Annotated in this window: 20 protein-coding genes; 7 read left to right on the forward strand and 13 right to left on the reverse strand. The window is 68.7% G+C overall.

The annotated features are described in order from the left end of the window. Positions 1–19: 19 nt before the first annotated feature. Together FZ103_RS07035 and FZ103_RS07040 are read right to left on the reverse strand one after the other, a co-directional pair. Complete coding sequence (locus FZ103_RS07035) at positions 20–202, reverse strand: DUF397 domain-containing protein (protein ID WP_155999742.1); 183 nt, start codon at positions 200–202, stop codon at positions 20–22. Then, positions 189–1,010, reverse strand: a complete 822-nt coding sequence (locus tag FZ103_RS07040; RefSeq protein ID WP_186355940.1) for a helix-turn-helix transcriptional regulator — start codon at positions 1,008–1,010, stop codon at positions 189–191. The genes FZ103_RS07035 and FZ103_RS07040 overlap by 14 nt, the downstream gene beginning before the upstream one ends. A 189-nt stretch (positions 1,011–1,199) precedes the next feature. Between FZ103_RS07040 and FZ103_RS07045 the strand changes: the two genes are divergently transcribed. Further along, positions 1,200–1,619: a hypothetical protein gene (locus tag FZ103_RS07045; RefSeq protein ID WP_155999746.1), complete on the forward strand. Its 420-nt coding sequence runs from the start codon at positions 1,200–1,202 to the stop codon at positions 1,617–1,619. On the opposite strand, the gene FZ103_RS07050 is transcribed toward FZ103_RS07045, so the two are convergent. The 4 genes from FZ103_RS07050 to FZ103_RS07065 all read right to left on the reverse strand — a co-directional run bounded on the left by FZ103_RS07050 (position 1,573) and on the right by FZ103_RS07065 (position 6,587). Then, positions 1,573–2,769: a hypothetical protein gene (locus FZ103_RS07050; RefSeq protein WP_155999748.1), complete on the reverse strand. Its 1,197-nt coding sequence runs from the start codon at positions 2,767–2,769 to the stop codon at positions 1,573–1,575. The two genes, FZ103_RS07045 and FZ103_RS07050, sit on opposite strands and share 47 nt — an antisense overlap. Further along, on the reverse strand, positions 2,766–3,950 hold the full coding sequence (locus tag FZ103_RS07055; RefSeq protein ID WP_155999750.1) for a hypothetical protein: 1,185 nt from the start codon (positions 3,948–3,950) through the stop codon (positions 2,766–2,768). The genes FZ103_RS07050 and FZ103_RS07055 overlap by 4 nt, the downstream gene beginning before the upstream one ends. Beyond that, positions 3,947–4,906: a hypothetical protein gene (locus FZ103_RS07060; protein WP_155999751.1), complete on the reverse strand. Its 960-nt coding sequence runs from the start codon at positions 4,904–4,906 to the stop codon at positions 3,947–3,949. Before FZ103_RS07060 ends, FZ103_RS07055 begins: the two co-directional genes overlap by 4 nt. 316 nt (positions 4,907–5,222) lie before the next feature. Continuing rightward, positions 5,223–6,587 carry a hypothetical protein gene (locus FZ103_RS07065; RefSeq protein WP_155999753.1) on the reverse strand — a complete coding sequence of 455 codons (1,365 nt, stop codon included), beginning with the start codon at positions 6,585–6,587 and terminating at the stop codon, positions 5,223–5,225. Between the two features lie 193 nt (positions 6,588–6,780). Between FZ103_RS07065 and FZ103_RS07070 the strand changes: the two genes are divergently transcribed. Continuing rightward, entirely contained in the window at positions 6,781–10,206 is a 3,426-nt protein-coding gene (locus tag FZ103_RS07070) for a Swt1 family HEPN domain-containing protein (RefSeq protein ID WP_155999755.1), read from the forward strand. A 19-nt stretch (positions 10,207–10,225) separates the two neighbouring features. After that, entirely contained in the window at positions 10,226–12,214 is a 1,989-nt protein-coding gene (locus FZ103_RS07075) for a DUF262 domain-containing protein (protein WP_155999757.1), read from the forward strand. A 101-nt stretch (positions 12,215–12,315) separates the two neighbouring features. Here FZ103_RS07075 and FZ103_RS07080 read toward each other — a convergent pair whose 3' ends face one another. The 3 genes from FZ103_RS07080 to FZ103_RS07090 all read right to left on the reverse strand — a co-directional run bounded on the left by FZ103_RS07080 (position 12,316) and on the right by FZ103_RS07090 (position 14,714). Then, on the reverse strand, positions 12,316–12,531 hold the full coding sequence (locus tag FZ103_RS07080) for a hypothetical protein (RefSeq protein ID WP_186355941.1): 216 nt from the start codon (positions 12,529–12,531) through the stop codon (positions 12,316–12,318). 167 nt (positions 12,532–12,698) lie between these two features. Further along, positions 12,699–13,766, reverse strand: coding sequence for an anthranilate phosphoribosyltransferase (gene trpD, locus FZ103_RS07085; RefSeq protein ID WP_343233419.1), 1,068 nt, complete (start codon positions 13,764–13,766; stop codon positions 12,699–12,701). A 507-nt stretch (positions 13,767–14,273) separates the two neighbouring features. Beyond that, positions 14,274–14,714: a hypothetical protein gene (locus FZ103_RS07090; protein ID WP_155999761.1), complete on the reverse strand. Its 441-nt coding sequence runs from the start codon at positions 14,712–14,714 to the stop codon at positions 14,274–14,276. Positions 14,715–15,152: 438 nt separating this feature from the next. On the opposite strand from FZ103_RS07090, the gene FZ103_RS07095 reads away from it, so the two are divergent. The 4 genes from FZ103_RS07095 to FZ103_RS07110 are packed head-to-tail and all read left to right on the forward strand — an operon-like array spanning position 15,153 to position 19,454. Then, positions 15,153–15,707, forward strand: coding sequence for a heme-copper oxidase subunit III (locus FZ103_RS07095; RefSeq protein ID WP_394350085.1), 555 nt, complete (start codon positions 15,153–15,155; stop codon positions 15,705–15,707). 17 nt (positions 15,708–15,724) lie between these two features. Further along, on the forward strand, positions 15,725–16,660 hold the full coding sequence (locus FZ103_RS07100; protein ID WP_186355943.1) for a cytochrome c: 936 nt from the start codon (positions 15,725–15,727) through the stop codon (positions 16,658–16,660). Next, entirely contained in the window at positions 16,653–17,783 is a 1,131-nt protein-coding gene (locus FZ103_RS07105) for a ubiquinol-cytochrome c reductase iron-sulfur subunit (RefSeq protein WP_155999763.1), read from the forward strand. The genes FZ103_RS07100 and FZ103_RS07105 overlap by 8 nt, the downstream gene beginning before the upstream one ends. 3 nt (positions 17,784–17,786) lie before the next feature. Then, the gene (locus FZ103_RS07110) at positions 17,787–19,454 is read left to right on the forward strand and encodes a cytochrome bc complex cytochrome b subunit (RefSeq protein ID WP_155999765.1); all 1,668 of its coding nucleotides are present in this window, start codon (positions 17,787–17,789) and stop codon (positions 19,452–19,454) included. A gap of 386 nt (positions 19,455–19,840) precedes the next feature. Here FZ103_RS07110 and FZ103_RS07115 read toward each other — a convergent pair whose 3' ends face one another. The 4 genes from FZ103_RS07115 to coxB all read right to left on the reverse strand — a co-directional run bounded on the left by FZ103_RS07115 (position 19,841) and on the right by coxB (position 24,376). Further along, entirely contained in the window at positions 19,841–21,160 is a 1,320-nt protein-coding gene (locus FZ103_RS07115) for an Ig-like domain-containing protein (protein WP_186355944.1), read from the reverse strand. 229 nt (positions 21,161–21,389) lie between these two features. Continuing rightward, on the reverse strand, positions 21,390–21,815 hold the full coding sequence (locus tag FZ103_RS07120; protein ID WP_155999767.1) for a cytochrome c oxidase subunit 4: 426 nt from the start codon (positions 21,813–21,815) through the stop codon (positions 21,390–21,392). A gap of 15 nt (positions 21,816–21,830) precedes the next feature. After that, positions 21,831–23,504: a cytochrome c oxidase subunit I gene (ctaD, locus tag FZ103_RS07125; protein ID WP_155999769.1), complete on the reverse strand. Its 1,674-nt coding sequence runs from the start codon at positions 23,502–23,504 to the stop codon at positions 21,831–21,833. Further along, on the reverse strand, positions 23,504–24,376 hold the full coding sequence (gene coxB, locus FZ103_RS07130; RefSeq protein WP_186356012.1) for a cytochrome c oxidase subunit II: 873 nt from the start codon (positions 24,374–24,376) through the stop codon (positions 23,504–23,506). The genes ctaD and coxB overlap by 1 nt, the downstream gene beginning before the upstream one ends. Positions 24,377–24,453: the final 77 nt, after the last annotated feature.

Genomic DNA, 24,453 nt, shown 5'->3' on the forward strand with positions numbered 1-24,453 from the left:
CCGAGCGCGGGAGTCCCGCTCAGAGCTGCTCGACCTCGCTCACAAACGCCCCCCACTCGACAGTGTCGAAGGTGAGGTGTCCCAGTTCCGGGTTCTGGGAGTCACACACATCGACCCCATCGCCCAGGGCGCTGCGAGCAGCCACACAGTTGTCCATCCCACCTTGCGAGTAACTGGACTTCGTCCACTCACGCTGGAGCATCGAGCTCTCTCCTGATCTTCTGAATGAGTGCGCGCGAAGCGTGGGGAGCCAAGGCGACCCCGCGCAGGTCACCGAATATACCCATATAGGCGTTCACGGCTGCTTGGTCATCCCGCGGATCGCTGGAGAGACGGGATTCGGTGTAGGCGAGGTGCCCCCTGTCCGGTACGGCGAACAGCCCGAACGACCCATCCATACCGTAGTGCTCAGGTGTGTCCATCGGCACCACCTGCAGTGTCACCCGCGGTGGGCTGGCAAGCTCCAATAGCTGGTCGAGCTGGCCCGCGATTACAGCAGCACCGCCGATCGGCCTTCGCAGCACGTGCTCCTCGATCACGACCATCACCACCGGCCCTTGGTCGCCCCTGACTATCTTCTGTCGGCGGATGCGCGCATCCACCTGTTCGTCGATCGCCGCGCTCGCAGCGCCGGGGTTGCCAAGCCGGATGAGTTCCCGAGCGTAGGCAGGCGTCTGGAGCAGGCCCGGAACGACCGACGACTGGTAGAGCCGGATCTCGCTCGCCTCCTGTTCGAGAGTCACCACATCGCGGAACCACTCGGCATATCCGTCCTCCTGATGGAGATCCTGCCATCGCTTCGCCAGTGTCCCACCGGCGTTAAGGACGCTGTCCAGTCGGGGGATTTGCTCTGTCCCAAGCCCTTTCTTTCCTGCCTCGACATCGGACAGGTGCGATTGCGAAATATGCAGGGCCTTCGCCACCTGCTGCTGCGTCATTCCTGCTCGTTGGCGGCGCCGCCGGACCTCATAGCCGAACCGAAGCCGCGCGGACTTACGCGATACCGCCACCTTGCCGCCTCCTACCGCCCGATTATCGCCTGCGACCGCAACCAGGCACGCATTTTCGCTCGTCAGCTATGGCCATAGAACGACCATACGGACCCGGGCATGGTTGGGGCATGGCTTCCGCGGAACTGTGGACAACAACGATCCGCGAGCGGGAGCGGCATCAGAAAACCACGGAGGGGACTCGTACCGATGCCCGACCCAGCCGTACCCACCACCACCCACAGCACCGCAGGGCCACCGCCACCCCCGCCCATCCTCGACGCAGGCCACCCGGGTGTTCCCGACCGCCCCGACCTGCCCGAGGAGCTGCTCCCCCTGCACGAGGAATACGGCGCGTGGTGGGTGATCAGCTACCAACCGCTGTGCCGTATCGCTCCCTATACCGCCCGCCCCCGACACACCAGCGGTGCCCACCCGCCGCGCAACCTCCGCACCGACACCGTCAGCTTGCTCGCCCGCGCTCTCGCCGCGTCCACCCCTGACGAGGATCCGCAAGAGCAGGCCGAAGAGGAGAAAACGGACACCCGTCACCGCACCGACGCCGCTCCCGACATCCCCGACCTTACTTCTCCGGCCGACCGCCGGCCGACTGCTCGGAAGCGGCACTGATCCGGTGCAGGTACCCCTCCTCGTGCTCCGCAGCAAGCACCCAGGCGAACGCGACCCCGCCAGGAGGGAACACCCATCCCTCCGCGTCGACCTGGACGATCCCGCGACGAGGAGCCGCGTCGCCCGTGCGTATGGTCGGGGCCGCGCTGGAGACGAGGAACGGGAACACGTTGACGTGCACGATGCTCGACTGCGAATAGTCGATCTCATACTCAGCCCGCCGCGTCGGCACGCGCGTCTGCATGACGTAGCTGTGCCCCCGCTTGTCGAACTTCATCATGTAGCGGTACTCGACGCTCACCCGCGAACCGATGTGCTCTCCGACGTCCGCCGACTCGGCTGTGTAGACGAGGCGGTCGGACTCGCTCCGCTTGCTCACGTCCATCTCGATACCCGCCACGCGCATGTGGCGCAGGCTGAACAGACCTTCGTGCAACTCAGGGGCGAACCGCCGAGAACCCGCGATCTGCCAGCAGCCGTCGAAGGCGCGGTCCTGCACCATCTGCGCGTACCCCGCGGCCGACATCGAGGCACCGAACCGGAATACCGACTTGCGCAGGACCGCCTCGTAGCGGATCTCGACCGTAAAATCGAAGAACGGATCGATCCCGTCGGCTCCCGGCGGATCGGCGGAGTCCGCGATGTAGATCCTCGCGCGGTAGTTCTCCCACGGCTCCTCTCTCAACGCGCGGTCCGCGATCACACCGCGCAGCCCTTCGGCAAGGTCCGTGCTCCCGGTGGTCGACGCCAAGGCGGCGCGCAGGACCCGGTCGGTGCTGTCGGTGGCCAACAGGCTGTCCAGTAGCCGCTCGTCGTCCAGCACCGCCGAGGCCGCAGCGCGCGCCAGCGCGGGGCGCTGCTGGTCTCCCACCTCCAGCAGTGTGCGGCGCAACTGCTCGGATGCGTCGGTGCGGATGAACCACTCCCAGACCACACCGATGATGCCCGTCGACAGGGTGGCCGCGCCCAATTCGCCGAAGGGGACCGTCCCGCTCCACACCCATCCCCGCTCGGCACCGAGGTAGTCGAGCGCGAACAGCACCAGGCTCGCAAGCAGCAGACTGACCACGACCAACTCGACGCGCAACGCGACGATGCGCCGCAGGTAGCGCCGCGCCGCGGCGGCAGAACCGCCGCTCGCGGCCGTCACAGCCGGTACCTCAACATGCCCGCGGGCAGGTAGATGTCAAGATCGGAAGAGGTGACCACCAACCCGTCCGCACGACGGCCGATTACGGTGGCCTCTTCGGTAAGTTCACGCACCGCTTCGCTGACGGCTTCCTCCTCCAGACCGGTCGCGGCGGCGATCTCGCGCACTGTCGTGCCCGGCTGGGCGTGGTCGGCGACCACGCGCGCGACCGGACTCACCACCATCGATCGGGGAAACCCCATGACCAGGCGCTCGGCGATGCGATCGAACTCGGGACCGAAGTCGAACCACCCCGTCTCGATGTCCGGCACCGCGTCCACTCCCCTGACGATGTCGCGTTCGACTTCCTTGATGCGACCGCGTCCGGCGGCGACGAGGCTCATCAATCCGTCGATCCCGATGCGCCGGTACAGCATGTAGGTCATCCGCAAGAACTCGTTGTAGTGCTCCCAGACGGTGTCGTAGACATGGTTGCGGCGGTTGAAGACCTCGATCCAATACGTGGGCACCACACCGACCTGGCGGCCGCTGAGCATGATGCTGCCGACGAGTTCAGCGATACCCTCCTCCAGCCCGCGCCCCATCAGGTCGGGGTCCTGGTGTCCCAGGGCGACGTGGATCAGCTCATGGCATACCAGCGCCTCCGAGTACAGCGGACGCACCGCGGCCCGCCGCAGGTACACGCCGGGGGCAACGCCGTACTTTCGCTGGTCTCCGGCGTCGGCGGTGAGCATCGCGTAGCGGCGGTCCTGGTAGGGCTCGGGAAACGCGTCCACGACCCGGACCACGGGGGCGCCGACGTCGACCCCGTAGGAACCGAGGAACTCGGTGGTGTTGGCCAATGCGTGCCTGATGCCGGCGTCGATGTCGGCGTGCCGGCCGATGAGGGCGCGTGCATCCGCATCGTCCAGCACCCCGGCCATCCGGCTCGCCTCCCTTCGGGCGAGCAGCGCGATCGCGCGGGCCTCGCCTTGGTCGCCCTCCGGAACCGAACCCGCGAAATCGGCGAGCGCCGCGGCTACTCCCGGAACATCGAACCGCTCGTTGCGGATGTCTGCAGGAAAGTACGGCAGCAGCCGACCCGGCAGGGTGCACTCGCTACCGCCGAGGTACCAGGCGGACCAGAGCACGTCCTCTCCGGACAGGGGGAGTTCCTCGGTACCGGTTTCGATGCTGGTCATGTCAACCGCGGCTTTCGGATATCGGGGGACGGGGAATTCGGCCGTGCTTCGGGAACAAAGGAGACATCATAGAGGGAATGCCGGAGCGCCAACTCCTCGGACACCGGTTTCACCCAGGTCCGCAAACAGGCGAAACGCTGCGGTTCCGTTGCGAGATAGGACCTGTGGTCGGTGAACGTGGAGCGCAGCCAACTGCGGTGGGGCTCGGCGCCGAATTCGGAAGCGGTGATCGGCCCGGCGAACTGAACGCGGCCGCCCGCCCGGATGAGGTGGGCGAGCGTGTCTGCGGGCCGCCGCGTGAAGCAGGTCGCGTAAACGGCGTCGGCACAGCCCGGGCGCAGCGGGGCGGCGGCGACGTCGCCGCGCACCAACCCCGCCGATACCGGAGTACGCGACGATCCCCGCGGAAAGCGCAGGTCCACCCCAACCGCCCGCCCTCGGCTCCCGACGATGTGTGCCGCGCATGCCAGGTGGTAACCGGACCCCGCGCCGAACTCCACGACGGTTTCGCCGCTGTCGCAGCCGAGCAGGTCGAGCATCACCGCCACCAGGCCGGGAGGCGTGAGGCAACTGCCCGTCCCGGTGGGCACGTGCACGTTCAGGTAGGCCATGTGTTGCGAGCGCGCTGGGACATAGCGGTGGCGGGGGACGGCCGCCACGGCGGCGGCCGTCCTCGCGCTGATCCCCACCGACGACAGCACATCGGCCAACCGGTGGCGCTGCTCGCGGGCGGCACTGCCCACGAACTGCGCAAACCCGCGTTCAGCGGCCGGGTGCGCGGCGCGGGCCCGCCGGATGTTCCATTCGGTAAGCAGGGTCGCGCGGCAGAACGGCAGGCGATCCAGCCGGGCATCCAGCTCCTCGGGCGAGAATCGCGGGAAATAGGCATAGAAATCGGGCCGCAACGCGGTCTTCAGCGTCCACGTGTCACGTCGCGGCCCGTCCGTTGCGATCATCGTCCCTTATCCGGGGCCGCCGCCACCGCCGTCGTCGCTACCGCCGCCCATGGTTACCTCCTGGTCTGCTCCGTGGATCGTATACGCCGTCCGATGCCGCAAGCTTAATCGCGCGGTTCGGCGTTGGAAATCCGCTCTACGGCCACGAGTACCTTACCGGGAAGGATTCGGCCAGCGCAGCCCGAGGCGCATTTCGCATGTTCGTGCACGGTGATGCACAAGACCGCCCGGATTCGCCCTCCGTTTCCCGACTATCTGACCCGCCTGCGCTCGGAACCATCAGACACGGAATTCGCCTTCAGTCGCGGCCGGAAAGTCAAAGCAGTCGCTCCTGGCCGCGGACTGGGTCGGCAGCCGAGGAGCGCCGACGCTGGCTGCGCACGCGGTTGCGCTCCTGACGCTGTTCGGCGGTCTCCACCCCCCGCTCCGCCGCCACGACGACGCCGAACCCCTGCTGCGCGCGCCGCTGCACAAGGTCGCGGAGGTTCTCTGCCGTTGTTCCGACCGTACCGACCAGGCCATCCTTGACGAGGTCGATGAACTGGGAATTGGTTAGATAACGCGGTACCGTGTCGTAGCCGAGGCGTCGGCCTCCGCCCTCTCCAAGCAGCCGCGGATCTTCCAACAGGAGCGGCAGGTAGCTCACCGGAAGGTACATACCCGGGGCAAGCCGCTGCTCGGCAGCGCCCCCATCCGGCCAGTGCGCAAGTTTCACAAAGCAGGAGTCGGTGCCCAGCCGCCATTCCTCCGGGGTCGCCGCCTGCCGACTGCGCCCGGCCACATCGGCCAGACGATCCACCTGGCTGAGCAGCCGGTCGTCGACACGGACGAACTTGTCCCGGTTCAGTTTCTTGTACTGCACCAGAGTGAAACTTCTCGTGTTCTCGTGGTAGTACAGCAGGTCGGCGCCCAAGCGGGCCTCGACCGGCGTGGCGTTGATGTTGGTGACCTCCAGCCGCCGTTGCCCATCGGTGGCGACGGTGATGTCGGTGCGGTTGGCCGAGTCCCTCGCCCAACCGTCGGGCACCGACGCACGGACATCGTGTTCGATCAGGCTCTGCTCGGTCGGGTCCGGAATGAGCCCGGCCAGATAAGGTTCACCCTCGGCCGGCCGCTGCCACGCATCGACTGCTTCCGCCGGGAACCCGGAGATGCGCAGCGCCACGTGCAAGGCGTCGCGTTCCTGCCGCCACAATCGGTCCGCGGGGCGTGCGTTATCGAGCCGTGCCGAGTTCAGGATTCCGCTCAGCCATTCGATGAGCCGGGCGAAATACGGGTGCTGCTGCCGCAGCGCACCCAACACGGCGCCGCCGGAATCCTCCTGCAACGGGTGAGCGGGGTAGCGCAATGCCGATCGCAGATCCTCTCGCGCCGCGTACCCCAGGGCCAGACCTTCAGCGGTCGCGCCCAGTGCACCCGTGCCGCGCAGGTACTCCACTTTCACCCGCCGCCCTACCGAGGCCACCTTGGTCCCGCTGGGCCGCTGCACAATGCCCATGTGAGTCAGCACATGCTCGGCCTGGCCCTGGTCTTCGCCGCGAACGAAAACCAGGGCCACCTGCCCTCCGTGCGGACCCGAGGGCGGAGGGTCGGGCACGTTGGCGGTGAGCACCTGGTCGAGGTCCAGCGCTACTTTGGTGGACCTGCGTTGGTGGGCCGTGAGCGAGAAGACGTATACCACCGCACGGACAGTAACCAGTCCACCGCCATCGGGCAACGGAGCCGAAAGCCGAGTACGCCCCTGGCCGGATCCGGACGGCCCGGCCGCGCCCGCAGAGCGCCGCCTCCAGTCCGCAAACCGCCGCATTCGCCGCTGTCGTCGTGGTCTGATTTCATCGATGTCGCAACGGGACGACGCGGGAGGGACGGACACCATGGCGGCGAGCAACCGCGATCGCGTGGGGCAGGGCTTCGAGATTCTGGCCGAAGGACTCAAGCCGTTCGTCGAGACCCGAATGTCGGCCGCCGCGCCGTCCGGGCAGGACTGGCTGGAGTTCTGGAAGCGCCGCGAGGAGAAGCGTTCGGGTTCCGGCTACACCTACTCCAAGGACGACCCCCAGCTTCTGCTGCGCATCCTCACCGAAGAATGGCGGGTCTTCAAGGACCACCTGTCCCGTGCCGAATCCAGCCTGGCCAGCGAACTCCGCCAAACACGCAACGAATGGGCGCACAACGCGCCGTTCTCCTTCGACGACGCCTACCGCGCCCTGGACACTACAGAGCGGCTACTCAGCGCGGTCGGTGCCACCGAGCAGGCCGAGCGGGTACGCAAGATGCGCATCGACCTGCAACGCGCCACTTACGAGGCCGAGACCAAGCGCAACGCCAAGGCCGCCGAGACCCCGGTCAGCGTTCCCGGTTCCCAGGACGGCCACGGACTCAAACCGTGGCGCGAGGTGCTCCACCCGCATACCGACATCGCAACCGGCAACTACGCGGCGGCCGAGTTCGCCGCTGACCTGCACCGTGTCGCCTTCGGAGACGGCACGTCGTCGGCCGAGTACGCCGACCCCATGCTGTTCTTCCAGCGCACCTATCTCACCGACGGTCTCCGTGACCTGCTGACCTGGGCGGTGCGGCGTATCGGCGGCGACACCAACGCGCCGCCCATCGTCAACCTGCAGACCAACTTCGGCGGCGGCAAAACACACTCCATGCTCTCGCTGTGGCACCTGTTCTCCGGTGAGCACGGGGAACAGGAATATCCGCAGGAGTTCCAGGAACTGCTGGACGGACGGGGAATCAAAGAGCTCGGCGGGCGTGTGCGGCGAGTCGCGCTGGTCGGCAACCACATCCCCGCCGGCGAGGCGCGAACGATGGCCGACGGAACTGTCCTACACACGCTGTGGGGCGAGCTGGCCTGGCAGCTGGGGGGCCGCGAAGCCTACGACATCGTCGCCGAGGCCGACCGTACACGAAGCAACCCCGCCTCCGCGCTCAACGACCTGATCCAGGCATACTCGCCCTGCCTGATCCTCGTGGACGAATGGGTGGCCTACGCCCGGCAGCTCTACGACCGCGACGACCTTCCCGGCGGCTCCTTCGCCACCCAGTTCACCTTCGCCCAGACCCTGACCGAGGTGGTCTCCGGCATCCCCGGATCCATGCTGGTGGTGTCCATTCCCGCATCGCATGAGTCCACCGACGGCTCCGACGACTCCTCCAACGAGCTGGAGACCGGCGGCGCCAACGGCCGAGCCGCGCTGCAATCGCTGCAGAACGCCATCCGGCGCAAGGCCGACCAGTGGCGTCCCGCCAGTAGCCACGAGTCGTTCGAGATCGTGCGACGCCGACTCTTCCAGGAGCCCGACAGCCGGGCGCGCAGCGCCATCGACGCAACCGCCCGCGCCTATCTGCAGTTCTACGCCAAGCACCGCGACGAGTTCCCCAGCGGCTCTGCGGAGCTGGACTACGAGAAGCGGATCAAAGCGACCTACCCGATCCATCCGGAACTGTTCCAACGGCTCTACGACGACTGGTCCGCTTTGGACCGCTTCCAACGCACCCGCGGCGTGCTTCGCCTGATGAGTGTGGTCATCCATGAGCTGTGGCGGGACGAGGACCCCGCCCCGCTGATCATGCCCGGGTCGATCCCGCTGGACGCCCACCGGGTCCGCACCGAGATCAGCCAGTACCTGGAGGACAACTTCAAACCGGTGATCGACGCCGACATCGACGGCGCCGACGCCACTCCGAACCGGATCGACACCGAGCGCACGCTCTACGGACAGCGCAGACTCACCACGCGGTTGGCGCGGACCATCTTCTTCGGTTCCGCGCCCACACTCAAGGGCAGCAACAAGGGGATCGACCAGCAGCGGATCTGGCTGGGCACGGCGATCCCCGGAGACACTGTGGGCAACTTCGGCGGGGCGCTGCACCTGCTGTCGGACCGGGCCCACTACCTCTACTCCGACGGCTCCCGCTATTGGTACGACACCCAGCCTTCGGTCACCCGCCTCGCGCGCGACCACGCGGAGCGGCTCCGCGAACACCCAGAGGACGTGTGGGCCTACTTGCGGGAACGGCTTCAGCCCGAGCGGCGGCGGCGCGGCGCGTTCGCGGCCGTCAACGTAGCAGTGGAACACACCAACGAGGTCCGCGATACAGACGTCGCCAGCCTGGTGATCCTCCACCCCCGCTACGCCCACACCCGTCGCAACGATTCCTCCGACGCACGCGAGTTCGCCGATTCCGTGCTGCGCCAGTGCGGCAGTGCGCAGCGCACCAACCGCAACATGGTGGTGTTCCTCGCGCCCGACGAGAGGCGGCTGGCCGAACTCACCGAAGCCGCCCGCGATCACATTGCCTGGAAGGGCATCGTCGATCGCCTTGACGAACTGGAGCTGTCCCCCCAGCAGGCCGCACACGCACGGGGCAAGCTCGCCTCCGCCGACGAGGCTGTTGCCGGGCGGATCCCGCAGACGTACTTCTGGGTTTTCGCGCCGATGCAGCGCCCCGGTCGGCCTTTGCAGTGGGAGGAGCTGCGCGCCGACCGCGGTCCCGACGGGCTCGCCGAGCGCGTCACCGAGAAACTGCGCGCCAACGCCCAGCTGCTGAGCGAGATCTCCGCCCCGGCTGTGCGGCGCGACCTCGATAGCAAGCTCGGCTCGGAACAGGCGTGGGGCAAGGGCTACCTGACATTCGGCGACCTGTGGGGCTATTGCTGCAAGTACGCCTACCTGCCGCGGCTGACCGGCCGCCACGTGCTCGAGGACGCGATCCGCGCATGCTTCGACCGCGGGGTGACCTGGGAACACGAGGGATTCGCCCTTGCCGAGTCCTACGACGAGGGCGAGGGGCGTTTCAGCGGTCTGCTGCTGCCGATGGAGGACCCCGCTCCGGCCCACATCAGCGACGCCATGCTGCTGGTGCGACCGGACCTGGCGGTGTCCCAGCGCGAGGCTGAGAAGGCGGCGCGCGAAGCCGCACAGGTCCCATCCATCGACGACGCAACCCGTGCGGATCCGGGCGGGACCGCGCAAGCCGAAGGCACACATCCCACCCCGGATTCGCGCAAGGGCCAGCCGTCCGCGCCGAGCCCGCAGCAGCCGCAGCGTCCCGCCAACACCCGCTTCTACGGCAGCTACACCGTCGACCCCGGCCGCTACGGCCGCGACTTCACCAACCTGGCTCAAGAGGTGCTGCGCCACCTCGTCGCAGTGGAGGGGGCGGATGTGACCATCAGCGTCGAGATCAAGGCGACCCACGACGGCGGATTTGCGGAGGACACCGTCAGAGTGGTCTCGGAGAACGCGAACACGTTGAAGTTCGACGAAGCCGGCTTCGCCGACGAATGAGCTAGGTAAGGCGCCCCCCATGCCCGTGAAGAAGACCGCGAACAGTGTCGAGGGACTGGCCAAGCAGATCTCGCGCGGGGAGATCAAGCTGCCTGAGATCCAACGCGCCTACGTGTGGAAGCCACCGCAAGTCGCTCGGCTGGTGGAATCCCTCTACCGGGGGTACCCGACGGGCTCTCTCCTGTTCTGGGAGACCGATGAGGCTCCGGCCACGCGCGATGCCGCAACCTCCGACGTCGCCGAACCGGCGGTGCGCCCGCTGTACCTGCTCGACGGCCAGCAGCGCCTGACCTCCTTGCACCGGGTGCTGTCCGGGCATCCCGAGGCCCAGATCGTGTTTAACGTCGAAACCCAAGCGTTCCAGAACCAGAGCGCGGCCACACGCCAGGATGCGCGCTGGGTGCGAGTCTACGACATCGTCCACCCTGACACCGACCTCTTCGATGTACGCAGCGCGTTGCTGCAGGCCGGTATACCCGTCGAGTCCAAGGACATCGGCACCCGCCTGAACCAGCTCGCGGCAGTCGTAAAGCACGACTTCCACATGGAGGTCCTCTCCGGGTTCAGCTACGAAGAGGTCACCCAAATCTTCACCCGGGTCAACAGCGGGGGACGCAACCTCAAGACGGTCGACCTGGCCCAGTCCACGCTGTCCGCCCGCTGGCCGGGGATTCTCCGTCGCATGGAGACCGAGCAGGAGTTCTGGACGGCTCGAAGCTACAAGCACATCGATGTGACGTTCCTCACTCGCGCACTGACGGGTGCGGTCCTCGGGCGCGGGCTGAGCAGCGGGGCCCACGCACGCCTGGTCAGTTCCAGCGACGCCGAACTCGACCGCGGCTGGACCACCGTACAGCGGGGCCTACGCCGATTGGTACCGCTCCTTCAGGAGAACTTGGGCATAACGCACAGTTCGCTCCTGCCCTCGATGGTGACCCTGATTCCGCTGGTGGTGCTCCTGGGCGAGTACCCGCGGGACAAGCAGATGGACAAAGGGACCGCCAACGGCATTCTCTACTGGTTCCTCGCCGCCACGGTGCGCGCCCGTTACAGTGGCTCCACCGACACCGTGTTGGGCCGCGACATTCCCGCGGTGCGCGAACCCGCGCCGGTACGTGCTCTACTCGAAAACCTGGGCATCGGCAGTGCCCGTATGCAGATCACCGCGCAGACGCTCGCCGGAAAAAACCGGAACAGCCCGTTCTTCCTGCTCAGCTTCCTGGTGTGTCGGCGTGCCGGCGCCACCGACTGGTGGAGCAGCGTGGTCATCTCCGCGGCAGGCGAGCACGACCAGCGATTGGAATGCCACCACATTCACCCGCAGGCCACCTTGACAGTGCCGTCGGGGCGCTACGCCAAGAACGAGATCAACGACCTGGCCAATCTGGCCTTCATCTCCGGGCACGCCAATAGCCGGATCGCCCGGCGGTCCCCCGCCGACTACTTCCCGGAACTGGATCCGGGAGACCTGCGGGCACACTGCGTTCCCATCCAGGAGAACCTCCGCAGGGCCGAGTCCTATCGCGAGTTCCTCGCGGCACGGCGACAACTCCTCGCGGCACGGATGAACGATCTGCTGGAGGAGTTCCGCCCGGAGTGGCTGGACGACATCGCGGCCGAGCCCGACGCGACATCGGGAACCGCCCTGGAGTTCGCAGTGTACGACAGCGATTGGGACCGCGGCCGAATCACGGTCCGCGCACACTACGACGGACACGCCTGGACAGGCGACATCGGCCTACCGGAACTGGAAGAGGCTCTGGATGCTGTCAGCAGCGGTCTGGACGCGGATCTGGAGGTCTGCGGCGAGACGTTTTCCCTCAGCAGCGACGGTGATGTCGTGGAAGTGCCCATCGGGCCGTTCCTGGTGACCGGAAAACCCGAAACCTGGCAGGAGATCCTGATCCGGGAGAAGGAGGAGGCACGTCCGCTGTCGCAGTTCCAAAAGGCGGACTCCGAACCGTGGAGAGCCCCCCGGGTCTCCTTCCCGGTCGCTGCCGTCGACTGACGGTACGGGTACTCCCTTCCCGAACCACGGCGGGGCGCTGGTAGAGCCGCCCCCTCCCGGTCTTAACAACCGTGATCGCGGGAGGGGGCGCGGCCGCGCCGTCACTCGGAGGGCTGGGGCACCTCCACGTCCGGGCATTCGATGGTCGGGTTGACCCCGATGTAGTTCAGCGGCCCGGCCGCGATCGTCACGAGGGTGCTGCCGATCGACGCGCAGTTGGCCTCGTCGGTGCTGAGATAGCCGCGCTGGATCGCCGCTGCCAGGCCGATGAGCAGCCACAGGACCACGACCACCGGGATGAGGACTCTTCCGCGCACTGCTGCCTCCTCGGGGGAAGGGGGTCGGTTGCGGCACTGCCGGTGTGCCCCCTGCCCTACCCGCCTGCGGCGCGATGTCACCACCCTTGTGCCGACCGCGCGCGCCTCCCCCGAGCGCGGCCGCGCCGGGCCGCGGGGGCGGCGGCGCGGCCGCGGGTGTGCGGCGCTCAGGCCCGCTTGGCGCAGGCCTGGCTGGTCTCCACCCAGTTCTCCAGCAGCCGGGCGGCCGCTCCGCTGGTCAGTGCGTTCTCGGCGACCTCCAGTGCCGAGCGCAGGATCTCGGTGGCGCTCGCCGAACCGAATCCGGGCAGCGTGGTGGCCACCGCGGCCGCCGCGTTGAGCAGTACGGCGCCGCGCACGGCGCCGTCGGCGGTCGGTCCGCCCTCGACCAGGTCCCGTACCACGCGGGCGTTGTACTCGACGTCGCCGCCGCGCAGCGCCCCGGGGGCGGCGCGCTCGATGCCGAGGTCGGCCGGGTCGATCCGCTCGTGGGTCACTGCGCCGTCGTGCACCGACCAGATCCGGGAGGTGGTGGTCGTGGTCAGCTCGTCCAGGCCGTCGTCGCCGCGGAAGACCATGGCCGAGGTGCCGCGCCGGGCGAACACGCCCGCGATCGTCTCGCACATGCCCTCGTCGAAGACGCCCACGGCTCCGGCGGCCGGCCGGGCCGGATTGGTCAGCGGACCCAGGAAGTTGAACACCGTGGGCACCCCCAGCTCCTTGCGCGTCTTGGACGCGTGGCGCAGCGAGGGGTGGAACAGCGGGGCGAAGCAGAAGGTGATCCCGGCCTCCTCGGCGACCCGGGCGGTCTGCTCGGGCGCCAGGTCGATGACCACGCCCAGCCGCTCCAGCACGTCGGCCGTGCCGCAGGAGGAGGAGGCGGCGCGGTTGCCGTGCTTGACGACCTTCACCCCCGCCGCCGCGGCCACGATCGCGGCCATGGTGGAGATGTTGACCGTGTGGGCGCGGTCGCCGCCGGTGCCGACGATGTCGACGGTCCTGCCGGGCACCGAGATCCGCACGGCGTGGGCGAACATCCCCTCGGCCAGACCGGTCACCTCGGCCACCTCGGCGCCCTTGGCGCGCAGCGCGACGGCGAAGCCGGCGATCTGGGCGTCGGTCGCCGAACCGGACATGATCTCGTTCATGGCCCAGCCGGTGTCCTCGGCGGAGAGCGCACGGCCCTCCAGCAGCGCGGTGATCAGATCGGGCCAGGTGCGTTCGGTGGTGCTCACGTGGGTGCTCCTCGGGGGATGCGTGCGCGGACGGGTTGGGGCGATGGGCTGAGCAGGAGGGTCAGGCGCGCCATCGCGCCCTGTTGGCCCCGTGGTGGCCCATTCCTCCGAAGAACCGCGCCTCCGGCCCCCGGCGGACGTCAGCCCCGTGGCGGCCCATTCCTCCGAAGAACCGCGCCTCCGGCCCCCGGCGGACGTCGGCCCCGCGGTGGCCCGCCCCGTCGAAGGAGCGCGCATCGGTCTCCCGGCCGACGCCGGTCCCGCGCCGATCCCCACCGCCGGAGGGCGCCGCCGCGCGGCCGGTTGTGGCCGCTCCGGGGAAGGACGCGCCGAACAGCGGCCGCGGCGCCTCGCCGCGGCCGCTGTCACCTGCGCTGTGCACCATCGGCAACGTCTCTCGCTCGGCCGGGATCGATCCGCCCGCCGCGGGCTCGCGCTCGCACCCGGAGCCGGCCCGGCGGCGGATGGCGCGGCGCCGCTGTGCGGTGGCGCCGCTTGAGTCGGAGACTACCCCAGGGCGGCGGTACGGGCCGCCTGCTCGCGCATCAGCTCGGCCAGCGCCTCGGCCAGCGCCACCGGGTCGATCGGGTGGCTGACGACCTTGTCGGCGCGCGACCAGGCGGCCAGCCAGCCGTCGTCGCGCCGCCCGATGATCAGCAGCACCGGCGGGCACCGGTAGATCTCGTCCTTGACCTGGCGGCAGACGCCCATGCCGCCGGCGGGCGCGGTCTCGCCGTCGAAGATGCAGACGTCGATACCGCCGTCCTCCAGGCGCGCCAGCACGCCGGGGGCGGTCGCGCACTCGACGAACTCGACCTTGGGGACGTCGGCGGCCGGCCTGCGCCCCACCGCCGTACGCACCTGCTCGCGGGTGTCGGGCTTGTCGCTGTAGAGGAGCACGCGCATGCGCGCAGCGGACTCCGCGGAGCCGGGGCCGTTGGTCGCCATGGTCAACCGTCACCATCCCTGTACGTCGCGGCCGGCCGGTGCGGCTGGGGATGCACCGGGGTGTCCGAGCCTATGCCCTGCGGCCGCCGAGTTGAGACCTTCGCCACCTCAGCATGCCACCGCGGCCGCGCCCCTGGCCATCCGGGCGCCCGCCGCCCGCCCCCGCGGCACGTGCGGGCGCGGCCGCCTGCGCAGCCGTGCGAATCCGTGACTGCGGGCGCCGGGCGCGCTATGCTCATCATCGCGCCTGTTTCCGGGCCCGAGCCGCCGCACGGCCATCACGAGCCGATACCGGTGCCGCGGCAGATCGGGCGCCTTTCGGGGGGTCGTGCACCAGCCTTCGCGGGATGCCGTAATAATGCTCCCGTGGCGACAGCAACCGCGAATCAACCAACAGGACCGACACCGTTGCACGGTGCGGCACAGCGACCTGACCTGGTGAGCGTTGGCACCATCGTGTGGCTTGCCAACGAGCTCATGTTCTTCGCTGCGCTGTTCGCGATGTACTACACCATCCGATCGGTGACCATGGGCAACCCCGAGTTGGGAGACTGGCCGGACGCTCATCTGAGCGTGGGCTACGCCCTGACGATCACCATCATTCTGGTGGCCTCCAGCTTCACCGCGCAGGCAGGCGTCTGGGCCGCCGAGCGCGGTGACGTCCGGAAGCTCCGTCTGTGGTTCTTCATCTCGTTCCTCATGGGCCTGGTCTTCGTACTGGGCCAGGCATACGAGTACTACGAGCTCATCTACCACGAGGGCCTGACCCTGCAGTCCAGCGCCTACGGCTCGATGTTCTACCTCACCACGGGGTTCCACGGTCTCCACGTCATCGGTGGTCTGATCGCGTTCCTGATCATGCTGGGACGCACGTACGCCGCGAAGCGCTTCACTCACCAGCAGGCGACCAGCGCGATCGTCGTGTCCTACTACTGGCACTTCGTCGACGTGGTCTGGGTCGCTTTGTTCGCAACCATCTACTTCCTTCAGTGACCCGAAACGGGGAAACCGTGAAATGGATTACCGCGCGGCGACGGCATCCCCTTGCGGGGTATGTCGTCGTCACACTCGCGCTCACTCTCTTCGGCGTGGGCTACGCCGTCATCGCGCCCGGCGCGGAGCGGGCCGAGGCGCAGACGCTGGCGGCCGAGGCCGCCGCGGCCGAGGAGCAGCCGACCGCGGAGGACGTGGCCGAGGGCCGCGAGATCTACAACAAGACCTGCGCGAGCTGCCACGGCCCCAACGGCGAGGCCGGCGAGGGCTACACCGGCCCCGACATCACCGGTGAAGGCGCCGCCGCCGTCGACTTCCAGGTCAGCACCGGCCGCATGCCGTCGATGAACCCCGACGCGCAGATGCCCCGCAAGCCGCCGGTGCTCAACCAGGAGGAGATCGACGACCTGCTCGCGTACTACAACGCGGAGCTCGGCGACCCCGGCGCGCCCGGCGTGCCCTCCTCCGACATCCCCGGTGAGCCCCCCAAGCGCGCGGACTTCGAGGACCACGGGGCCTACGAGGAGGCCCTCGAAGAGTGGGAGGCCAAGTACGAGGACTACATCGAGGGCGCCAAGAACCCCAACGCGGGCATGGAGCTCTACCTCGCCAACTGCGCGCACTGCCACAGCTGGTCCGGCCAGGGCGGCGCGCTGACGGGCGGCCGGTGGGCGCCCGAGATCGGGGACGCGACACCGCTGCAGATCTACGAGGCGATGATCACCGGCCCCGGGACCATGCCCGAGTTCAGCGACAAGGTCATCACCCCGGACGAGAAGCAGGACCTGATCGCCTACGTCAAGGACCTCCAGGCCGAGCCGAACGCCGGCGGTATCTTCGACCTCAACCGCGTGGCGCAGGTCGCCGAGGGCTTCATCGCCTGGACAGTCGGTCTCACCCTGATCGTCGCGTGCGCGATCTGGATCACCGCGAAGCAGCGAACCCATGACTGATACCAACCGCAACCACGACAACGACGGCGCCGAAGGCCCCGACCGGGTCATCGGCACCCCCTCCTCCGCCGCGGGGAGCCGGGTGATCGCCGACAACCCCCAGGGCGACGCGAGCCAGGAGGGCGCCTACTCCCCCGAGGAGACCCACACCCGCCCCGAGGAGCTGCAGCGCAAGGGTGAGCGCACCGCCGCGATGTGGTTCACCCTGGCGTTCCTGGGCGGCGTGGGGTTCCTGGTGTCCTACTTCCTGTTCCCGCCGGACGCCGAGGGGCACCCCTCCATCGCCAGCCCGCTGATCGGCCAGTGGTCGAACATGCTGATGGGCGGCACGCTCGCCCTGTCGCTGTTCGGCATCGCCGCGGGCATGACGGTGTGGGCGCGCCAGATCATGCCGCACTACGAGGTGGCCAACGACTACGACGAGCTGCCGTCGCCGCCGGAGGAGAAGAGCTCCTTCAGCGACTTCTTCATGCGCGGCGCCGACGAGAGCGGGTTCACCAAGCGGCCGCTGATGCGGCGCACGCTGCTGCTGGCCATGGCCCCGCTGGGGTTGGCGCCGATCGTGCTGCTGCGCGACACCGGTCCCCTGCCGCGCGACACCCTCCGGCACACGCTGTGGGAGCCGGGCATGCACATGGTCGTCGAGGGCGCCGCCCGCCACGGCGAGGAGGGCTGGATCCACGAGGACGACCTCACTCCCGGCGGCATGATCAGCGCGCTGCCCTACGTGGAGCCCGACGCCGAGCACCCGCACGGCCTGAGCCTCAACGACCAGGCCCAGACGGTCATCCTGCTGATCAAGATGCACGAGCGCGAGTTCAGCGAGGAGATGACCCGGGAACAGCGCAACTGGACCCACAACGGGATCGTCGCCTACTCCAAGATCTGCACGCACGTGGGCTGCCCCGCGGCGCTGTACGAGAGCGAGTCGCACCGGATCCTGTGCCCGTGCCACCAGTCGACCTTCGACGCCACCAACGGCGCCAAGGTCGTCTTCGGGCCGGCCAACCGGCCGCTGCCGATGCTGCCGATTACAGTGGACGAAGAAGGCTACCTCGTGGCTGACGGCGACTTCTCCGAGCCGGTCGGGCCGACCTTCTGGGACGCGCAGAGGGGGAAATAGGCGATGACGCGCACAACCCAGGCGCCCAAGGCGCTGCGCAACGCCGGCAACTACATCGACGACCGGTTCCACCTCGCCAAGACCGGCAAGAAGCAGCTGGGCAAGGTCTTTCCGAACCACTGGTCGTTCATGCTGGGCGAGATCGCCCTGTACTCGTTCATCATCCTGCTCGTCACGGGCGTCTTCCTGACCCTGTGGTTCAAGCCCAGCATGGCCGAGATCGTCTACGACGGCGCCTACGAGCCGATGCAGGGCGTGACGATGAGCGAGGCCTACGCCTCGACGCTCTACATCAACTTCGAGGTCCGCGGCGGCATGCTGATCCGCCAGATCCACCACTGGGCGGCGCTGATCTTCCTCGCCGCGATGCTGATCCACATGCTGCGGGTCTTCTTCACCGGAGCCTTCCGCAAGCCGCGTGAGATCAACTGGCTGATCGGAATCGCGCTGTTCGCCCTGGCCATGGTCGAGGGCCTGTTCGGCTACTCGCTGCCCGACGACCTGCCCTCGGGCATGGGCGTGCGCATCCTGCAGGGCGTCATGATGGCGCTGCCGATCGTGGGGCCGTATGCGTCGATGTTCCTCTTCGGCGGCGCGTTCCCCGGCGAGGACATCATCCCCCGGCTGTACATGCTGCACATCCTGCTGATCCCGGGCATCCTGCTGGCCCTGGTAGGGGCGCACATCCTGATCCTGTGGCACCAGAAGCACACCCAGTACCCCGGCAAGGGGCACACGGAGAAGCGGGTCGTGGGCACGCCGATGCTGCCTGCCTTCGCGGTGAAGGGCGGCGCGTTCTTCTTCTTCGTGTTCGCCGTCATCACCGCCCTCAGCGGGTTCGTGCAGATCAACCCGATCCACCTGTTCGGGCCGTTCACGCCCACCTCCATCACCTCCGGGCTGCAGCCCGACTGGTACATGGGCTTCATGGAGGGGTCGCTGCGGATCTTCCCGAACTGGTTCGACATCGACGTGGCGGGCTATTCGATCCCCACGGCGGTGCTGGTTCCGGGCCTGGTCGTGCCGGGTCTGGTGTTCGGTGCGATGGCGCTGTGGCCGTTCGTGGAGGCGTGGATCAGCGGCGACCGGCGGCACCACAACGTCGCCGACCGCCCGCGCAACGCCCCGGTGCGCACCGGCATGGGCGTCGCCGGGATCACCTTCTACGGCCTGCTGTGGATGGCGGGGTCCAACGACATCCTGTCGGAGACCTTCTCCATCTCCCTCTACGCCACCACGTGGTTCTTCCGGATCACCGTGATCGTCGGGCCCATCATCGGCTTCATCATCGCCAAGCGCGCGTGCCTGGGGCTGCAGCGGCGCGACCGCGAGCAGCTGGAGCACGGTTACGAGAGCGGCACCATCCAGCAGCTGCCCAGCGGGGAGTTCATCGAGGTGCACAAGGAGTCCTCCGAGGACGTCGTGCACGTGCTGGAGAGCAAGGAGCCGGTCTCGCGGATCGATGTGCGGGCGCTGGACGAGAACGGCGTCGAGGCGCCGTCCTCGCGCGGCCTGATGGGCCGGCTGCGGCTGCGCCTGGCCGAGTGGTACACCCGCGACAACGTGTCCTTCGAGGGCGTGGAGCCGCACACCGGCCACCACCTGCGCCACGGGGCGCACGGAGAGGACAACCTCTCGCCGCAGGACCGCGAGGAGGCCGCGACCACCTAGGCCCGGGGCCCGCCCCGGCCGCGGTGCCGATGCGAACGGCCCGGTACCCCCGCGGGGGTACCGGGCCGTCGTGCTGTGTGCAGGGCGCCTTCGGCGGATCCGCGCTCTCGCTGCGGGGGGGGCGCGGGCCGGCGCCCGCGGCGCCGCCTCGGGCCCGCACCGGTGCCGGCGCCACGGGGCGCCGCCGGCCGGCACGGGGCCGGAGGCCGGGCGGCGCTGAGCGGCCCCGTGCGCGTCTGGACCTGCCGCGACGCATGATCGGGCGAACTCACGGCTGCGGGGCCGCAGAGAGCGGCTCCGCGGCCCCGCAGCCCCCTCCTGCTTCCGGGGCGGGCCTCCGGGCGGGCGCGTGCCCGGCGCGGTGCGGCCGGCCCGGTGCGGCCGGGTCAGCCGTCCTCGCCGTGGACGCCACCGGGCGTGCCCTCGCCGTCGGTGGTGTCGGGCTCGCCGGTGGCGCTGTTGGCCAGCCACTCCTCCCACGGGCGCTGCCAGTAGCCCCACCCGTTGTCGACCTCGAGCTCGCGGTCGGTGCCGTTGATGATGAGCGGATCGCCCATCAGCGACTCCTCGTAGAACCACTTGGCGTCGGCGTTGCTCATGTTGGTGCAGCCGTGGCTCTCGTTGGACTCGCCGAGCCGCCCGTTCCACGGTGCGGCGTGGGTGAACTCGCCGCTGTTGGAGAAGCGGACGGCGTAGTCGACGTCGAGCTTGTAGCCCTCGGGGCTGTCCACGGGGATGCCCGTGGTCGAGGAGTCCATGACCAGGTGCTCGTACTTCTCCATGGTCAGGTGGACGCCGCTGGTGGTGGTGTACTTGCGGATGTCGCCGCGGCCGTTGCTGATCGGGAAGTTCTTGATGGTTTCACCGTCGCGTTCGACGGTCATCGTGTGCTCGGAGTCCTCGATCGTGCTGATCTGCTCGCGGCCCACCGCGAAGTTGAGCTGGTGGTTCTCGATGCCGTAGACGCCCTCGGAGGCCTCGACCCCGGCCAGGTGCATGTCGACGGTGACGTTCTGGTAGGGCTCCCAGTACTCCTCGGGGCGGAAGACGGCGGTCTTGTCGCCGAACCAGTTCCACGCGCCGTCGACGGGGTGCTCGGAGGTGACCTCCATGGAGTTCTCCACCTGCGCCTTGTTCTCGACGGGCAGGTCGAAGTTGACGATCACCGGCATGCCCACTCCCACGGTCTGGCCGCTGGTGGGGAAGTTGGACTGCAGCTCCAGGCGCTTGCCCTCGACGGCCGGCAGGGTGCTGAACTTGCTGACGACCTCGGCCTGCTCGCCGTCGCCGGTCTCGACGGCGGCGGTGACGGTGACGTCGGAGCCGGGCACGAGGTTCCAATCGCTGACCCAGGTCTTGCCGTCCTCGCTGAGAGTGCCGGTGACGGCGTCGACCTCGGACTCCCCGCTGTCTGAAGGGCTCGGGCTCGCGCCGGACGCGCCCTGGCCTCCGGCGGCGCCGCTCTGCTCGATGCGGACGTCGGTGATGGTGCCCTCGGCCGCCTCGACGGTCACCGGCACGTTCGGCTCGACCTTGTCGGCGCCGTCCTCGGGCGTGATCCGGACGTCGGCGGCCTCCTCGGCCTCGCCGCCCGTCGTCTGAGGGGTGGGGTCCCCACCGGTGCAGGCCGTGGCCAGGACCAGGACCAGTCCGGTCAGGCCGGCGCCCGCACCGCGGACCGCCGTGGGGAGTGCACTGCCCTTCACCCTGCGACCTCCAGTCTCGAAGGGGGCCTGTGATCGGCGGTCCCACTACCCGGGGAGGCGCCGCACAGTGCCGAGTGTCCGCTGTGGACTGTCAGGGGCGGCCGCGGGGAAGCCGGCACCGCACCGGCGGGGGATGCCGGCCGCCGATAGAACAATACCCCCGGCGGGTGGCGGTTCACCGCCCCCACCGGGGGTCTGCGATTGGGCCGGGCCGGCCGCGAGCGCGCTTCTAGTGGCTGAACTGGCCCCGGTAGTACTCGAACACCCAGCCGATGGCGGTGAGGATGACGGCCAGTGCGCCGATGAACACCATCCACCAGCCGATCGCCACGCCGATCGCCAGGAACGCCACCGCCATCGCGGTGAACAGCGGCCACCAGCTGTGCGGGCTGAAGAACCCGTACTCGCCGGCGTTCTCGGCGATCTCGCCGTCGAGGCGCTCCTCGGGTGCCAGGCCGTGGTAGCGCTCGCTGCGCCGCGCCGACTGCCACAGCCAGAAGCCGATCATCCAGCCGAAGGCGATGGAGACGACCAGCGCCACCGTGCCCGTCCACTCGATCTCGCCCTCGACGACCCAGGCCCAGTAGGCGTAGAGGGCCGCGACCAGCCCGAAGAAGGTCGAGACGCCCATAAACAGGTAAGCCTGCATCTTCATGGTGAACTCGCTCCCCTACTTCGCGGTTGCGGGTGCGGGCGCCGCACCGGGTGCGGCGGCGTGCGGGTGCTTCAGGTCGAAGGCCGGGCGCTCCGAGCGGATGCGCGGCAGCGACGTGAAGTTGTGGCGCGGCGGCGGGCAGGAGGTGGCCCACTCCAGGGAGCAGCCGTAGCCCCACGGGTCGTCGACCTCCACCTTGGGGGCCCTGCGGTGGGTCACCCACATGTTCCAGAAGAAGATGAGGGTGGAGGCGCCCAGCACGAAGGAGCTGACCGAGGAGAAGACGTTCAGCGCGGTGAAGCCGTCGGAGGGCAGGTAGTCGGCGTAGCGGCGCGGGAAGCCCTCGGCGCCCAGCCAGTGCTGGACCAGGAAGGTCCCGTGGAAGCCGAAGAACAGCAGCCAGAAGTGCGCCTTGCCGAGCTTCTCGTCGAGCATCTTGCCGGTGAACTTGGGCCACCAGAAGTAGAAGCCCGCGAACATCGCGAACACCACGGTGCCGAACACCACGTAGTGGAAGTGGGCCACCACGAAGTAGGAGTCGGTGACGTGGAAGTCCAGCGGCGGCGAGGCCAGGATGACCCCGGTCAGCCCGCCGAACAGGAACGTCACCAGGAACCCGACGGTGAACAGCATCGGGGTGGCGAAGACCAGCTGGCCGCGCCACATGGTGCCGACCCAGTTGAAGAACTTCACCCCTGTGGGCACCGCGATGAGGAACGTCATGAACGAGAAGAACGGCAGCAGCACCGCGCCGGTGGGGAACATGTGGTGGGCCCACACGGTCACCGACAGGCCGGTGATGGCGATGGTGGCCGCCACCAGGCTCTTGTAGCCGAAGATCGGCTTGCGGCTGAAGACGGGCAGCACCTCGGTCGCGATACCGAAGAACGGCAGCGCGATGATGTAGACCTCGGGATGGCCGAAGAACCAGAACAGGTGCTGCCAGAGGATGGCGCCGCCGTGCGCGGCGTCGAAGACGTGGGTGCCGATCATCCGGTCGGCGCCCAGCGCGATCAGGGCCGCGGTCAGCACCGGGAAGGCGATCAGCACGAGCACACTGGTCAGCAGGCCGTTCCAGGTGAAGATCGGCATGCGGAACATGGTCATGCCGGGCGCGCGCATGCACAGGCCGGTGGTGATGAAGTTGACGGCGCTGAGGATCGTGCCCAGACCGCTGACGGCCAGGCCCAGGATCCACAGGTCGCCGCCCAGGCCGGGCGAGCGCACGGCGTCCGACAGCGGCGTGTAGGCGAACCAGCCGAAGCTGGCCGCGCCGCCGGGGGTGAGGAACCCGCCGACCGCGATGAGGCTGCCGAACAGGAACAGGTAGTACCCGAACAGGTTCAGGCGCGGGAAGGCCACGTCGGGCGCGCCGATCTGCAGCGGCATGATGATGTTGGTGAACCCGACGAACAGCGGGGTCGCGAACATCAGCAGCATGATCGTGCCGTGCATGGTGAACAGCTGGTTGAACTGCTCGTGGGTGACCACCTGCATGCCCGGCCACAGCAGCTCGGCGCGCATCAGCAGCGCCAGGATGCCGCCGAAGACGAAGAAGCCGAACGAGGTGATCAGGTACATGTACCCGATGATCTTGTGGTCGGTCGACGACATCCAGTTGACGAGGACCGACCCCTTGGGGGTCGCCGCGGGCGCGGCCGCATCGGGGGTGTGCGTCACGGTCGCCATCAGCGCCCTGCCTCCTCGTTCGCCGCCGCCGGAACGCCCGCCTCGTCGGCCGGGGCCGGTTCGTCTGCCGCCGGCTCCTCGTCGGTCACCGCGTCCTCGGGGCCCTCGCCCTCGGGACCGGGCATGTCGATGGTCCCGGAGTCGGCTTCGCCCGACTCCAGCTGCTCGGCGGTCTCCTGCTGCTGCTGTTGGGCCTTGGCCTCCTGCTCGGCCACCCAGGCGTCGTAGGCGGCGGGCTCCATCACCTTGACGGTGAACAGCATCCGGGAGTGGTCGACGCCGCACAGCTCGGCGCAGCGGCCGGCGTAGGTGCCCGCCGTGCCCTCCTGCACCTTGACCTGGAACTCGTTGGTCCGGCCGGGCATGACGTCCAGCTTGAAGGCGAAGGCCGGGATCCAGAACGAGTGGATGACGTCGGGGGAGTTCAGGTCGAAGTGCACCACGTCGCCCTCGCGCAGCACCAGGGTGGGCCGGTGCGTGGGGGTGCCGACCACCGAGAAGCGCGGCTGGGCCGCGCTCTCCCCGGACTCGGGCAGGGGCTTGTCCAGGTAGTTGAACTGCCAGCTCCACTGGAAGGCGACGACCTCGATGTTGGTGTCGGCCTTCTCGTCGGTGGCCAGCAGCGCCGTCTGATCGCGCGCGGTGAAGTAGAAGAGCACCGAGATGATCACGATCGGCAGGACGGTGTAGAGCGCCTCGATGGGCATGTTGTAGCGCACCTGCGGCGGGAGCTGCTCGGAGCGCTTGCGGTGGAAGATGATCGACCAGACGATCAGGCCCCACACCAGAAGGCCGACCGCGAACGCCGCCACCCACGACCCCTGCCAGAGCGTGAGGACGCGCTCGCCCTGCTCGGTGATCGGCTCCGGGATGCCCAAGCGGGTGTACTGGTTCGACGCGCAGCCGGTCGCGGCCAGGCCCAGCGCGGCGAGCGCGGCGCCGCGCGGTG

Origin of the sequence: Streptomonospora sp. PA3 (assembly GCF_009728995.1) — a bacterium.
In the GTDB taxonomy this organism is placed as follows: domain Bacteria; phylum Actinomycetota; class Actinomycetes; order Streptosporangiales; family Streptosporangiaceae; genus Streptomonospora.

Bases quoted from the DNA above. Each gene is read 5' to 3' on its own strand.
- FZ103_RS07070 (WP_155999755.1), top strand. From the start codon at position 6,781: ATGGCGGCGAGCAACCGCGATCGCGTGGGGCAGGGCTTCGAGATTCTG.
- FZ103_RS07090 (WP_155999761.1), bottom strand. From the start codon at position 14,714: ATGGCGACCAACGGCCCCGGCTCCGCGGAGTCCGCTGCGCGCATGCGC.
- FZ103_RS07055 (WP_155999750.1), bottom strand. From the start codon at position 3,950: ATGACCAGCATCGAAACCGGTACCGAGGAACTCCCCCTGTCCGGAGAG.
- FZ103_RS07105 (WP_155999763.1), top strand. From the start codon at position 16,653: ATGACTGATACCAACCGCAACCACGACAACGACGGCGCCGAAGGCCCC.
- ctaD (WP_155999769.1), bottom strand. From the start codon at position 23,504: ATGGCGACCGTGACGCACACCCCCGATGCGGCCGCGCCCGCGGCGACC.
- FZ103_RS07035 (WP_155999742.1), bottom strand. From the start codon at position 202: ATGCTCCAGCGTGAGTGGACGAAGTCCAGTTACTCGCAAGGTGGGATG.
- FZ103_RS07110 (WP_155999765.1), top strand. From the start codon at position 17,787: ATGACGCGCACAACCCAGGCGCCCAAGGCGCTGCGCAACGCCGGCAAC.
- FZ103_RS07075 (WP_155999757.1), top strand. From the start codon at position 10,226: ATGCCCGTGAAGAAGACCGCGAACAGTGTCGAGGGACTGGCCAAGCAG.
- FZ103_RS07060 (WP_155999751.1), bottom strand. From the start codon at position 4,906: ATGATCGCAACGGACGGGCCGCGACGTGACACGTGGACGCTGAAGACC.
- FZ103_RS07045 (WP_155999746.1), top strand. From the start codon at position 1,200: ATGCCCGACCCAGCCGTACCCACCACCACCCACAGCACCGCAGGGCCA.
- FZ103_RS07120 (WP_155999767.1), bottom strand. From the start codon at position 21,815: ATGAAGATGCAGGCTTACCTGTTTATGGGCGTCTCGACCTTCTTCGGG.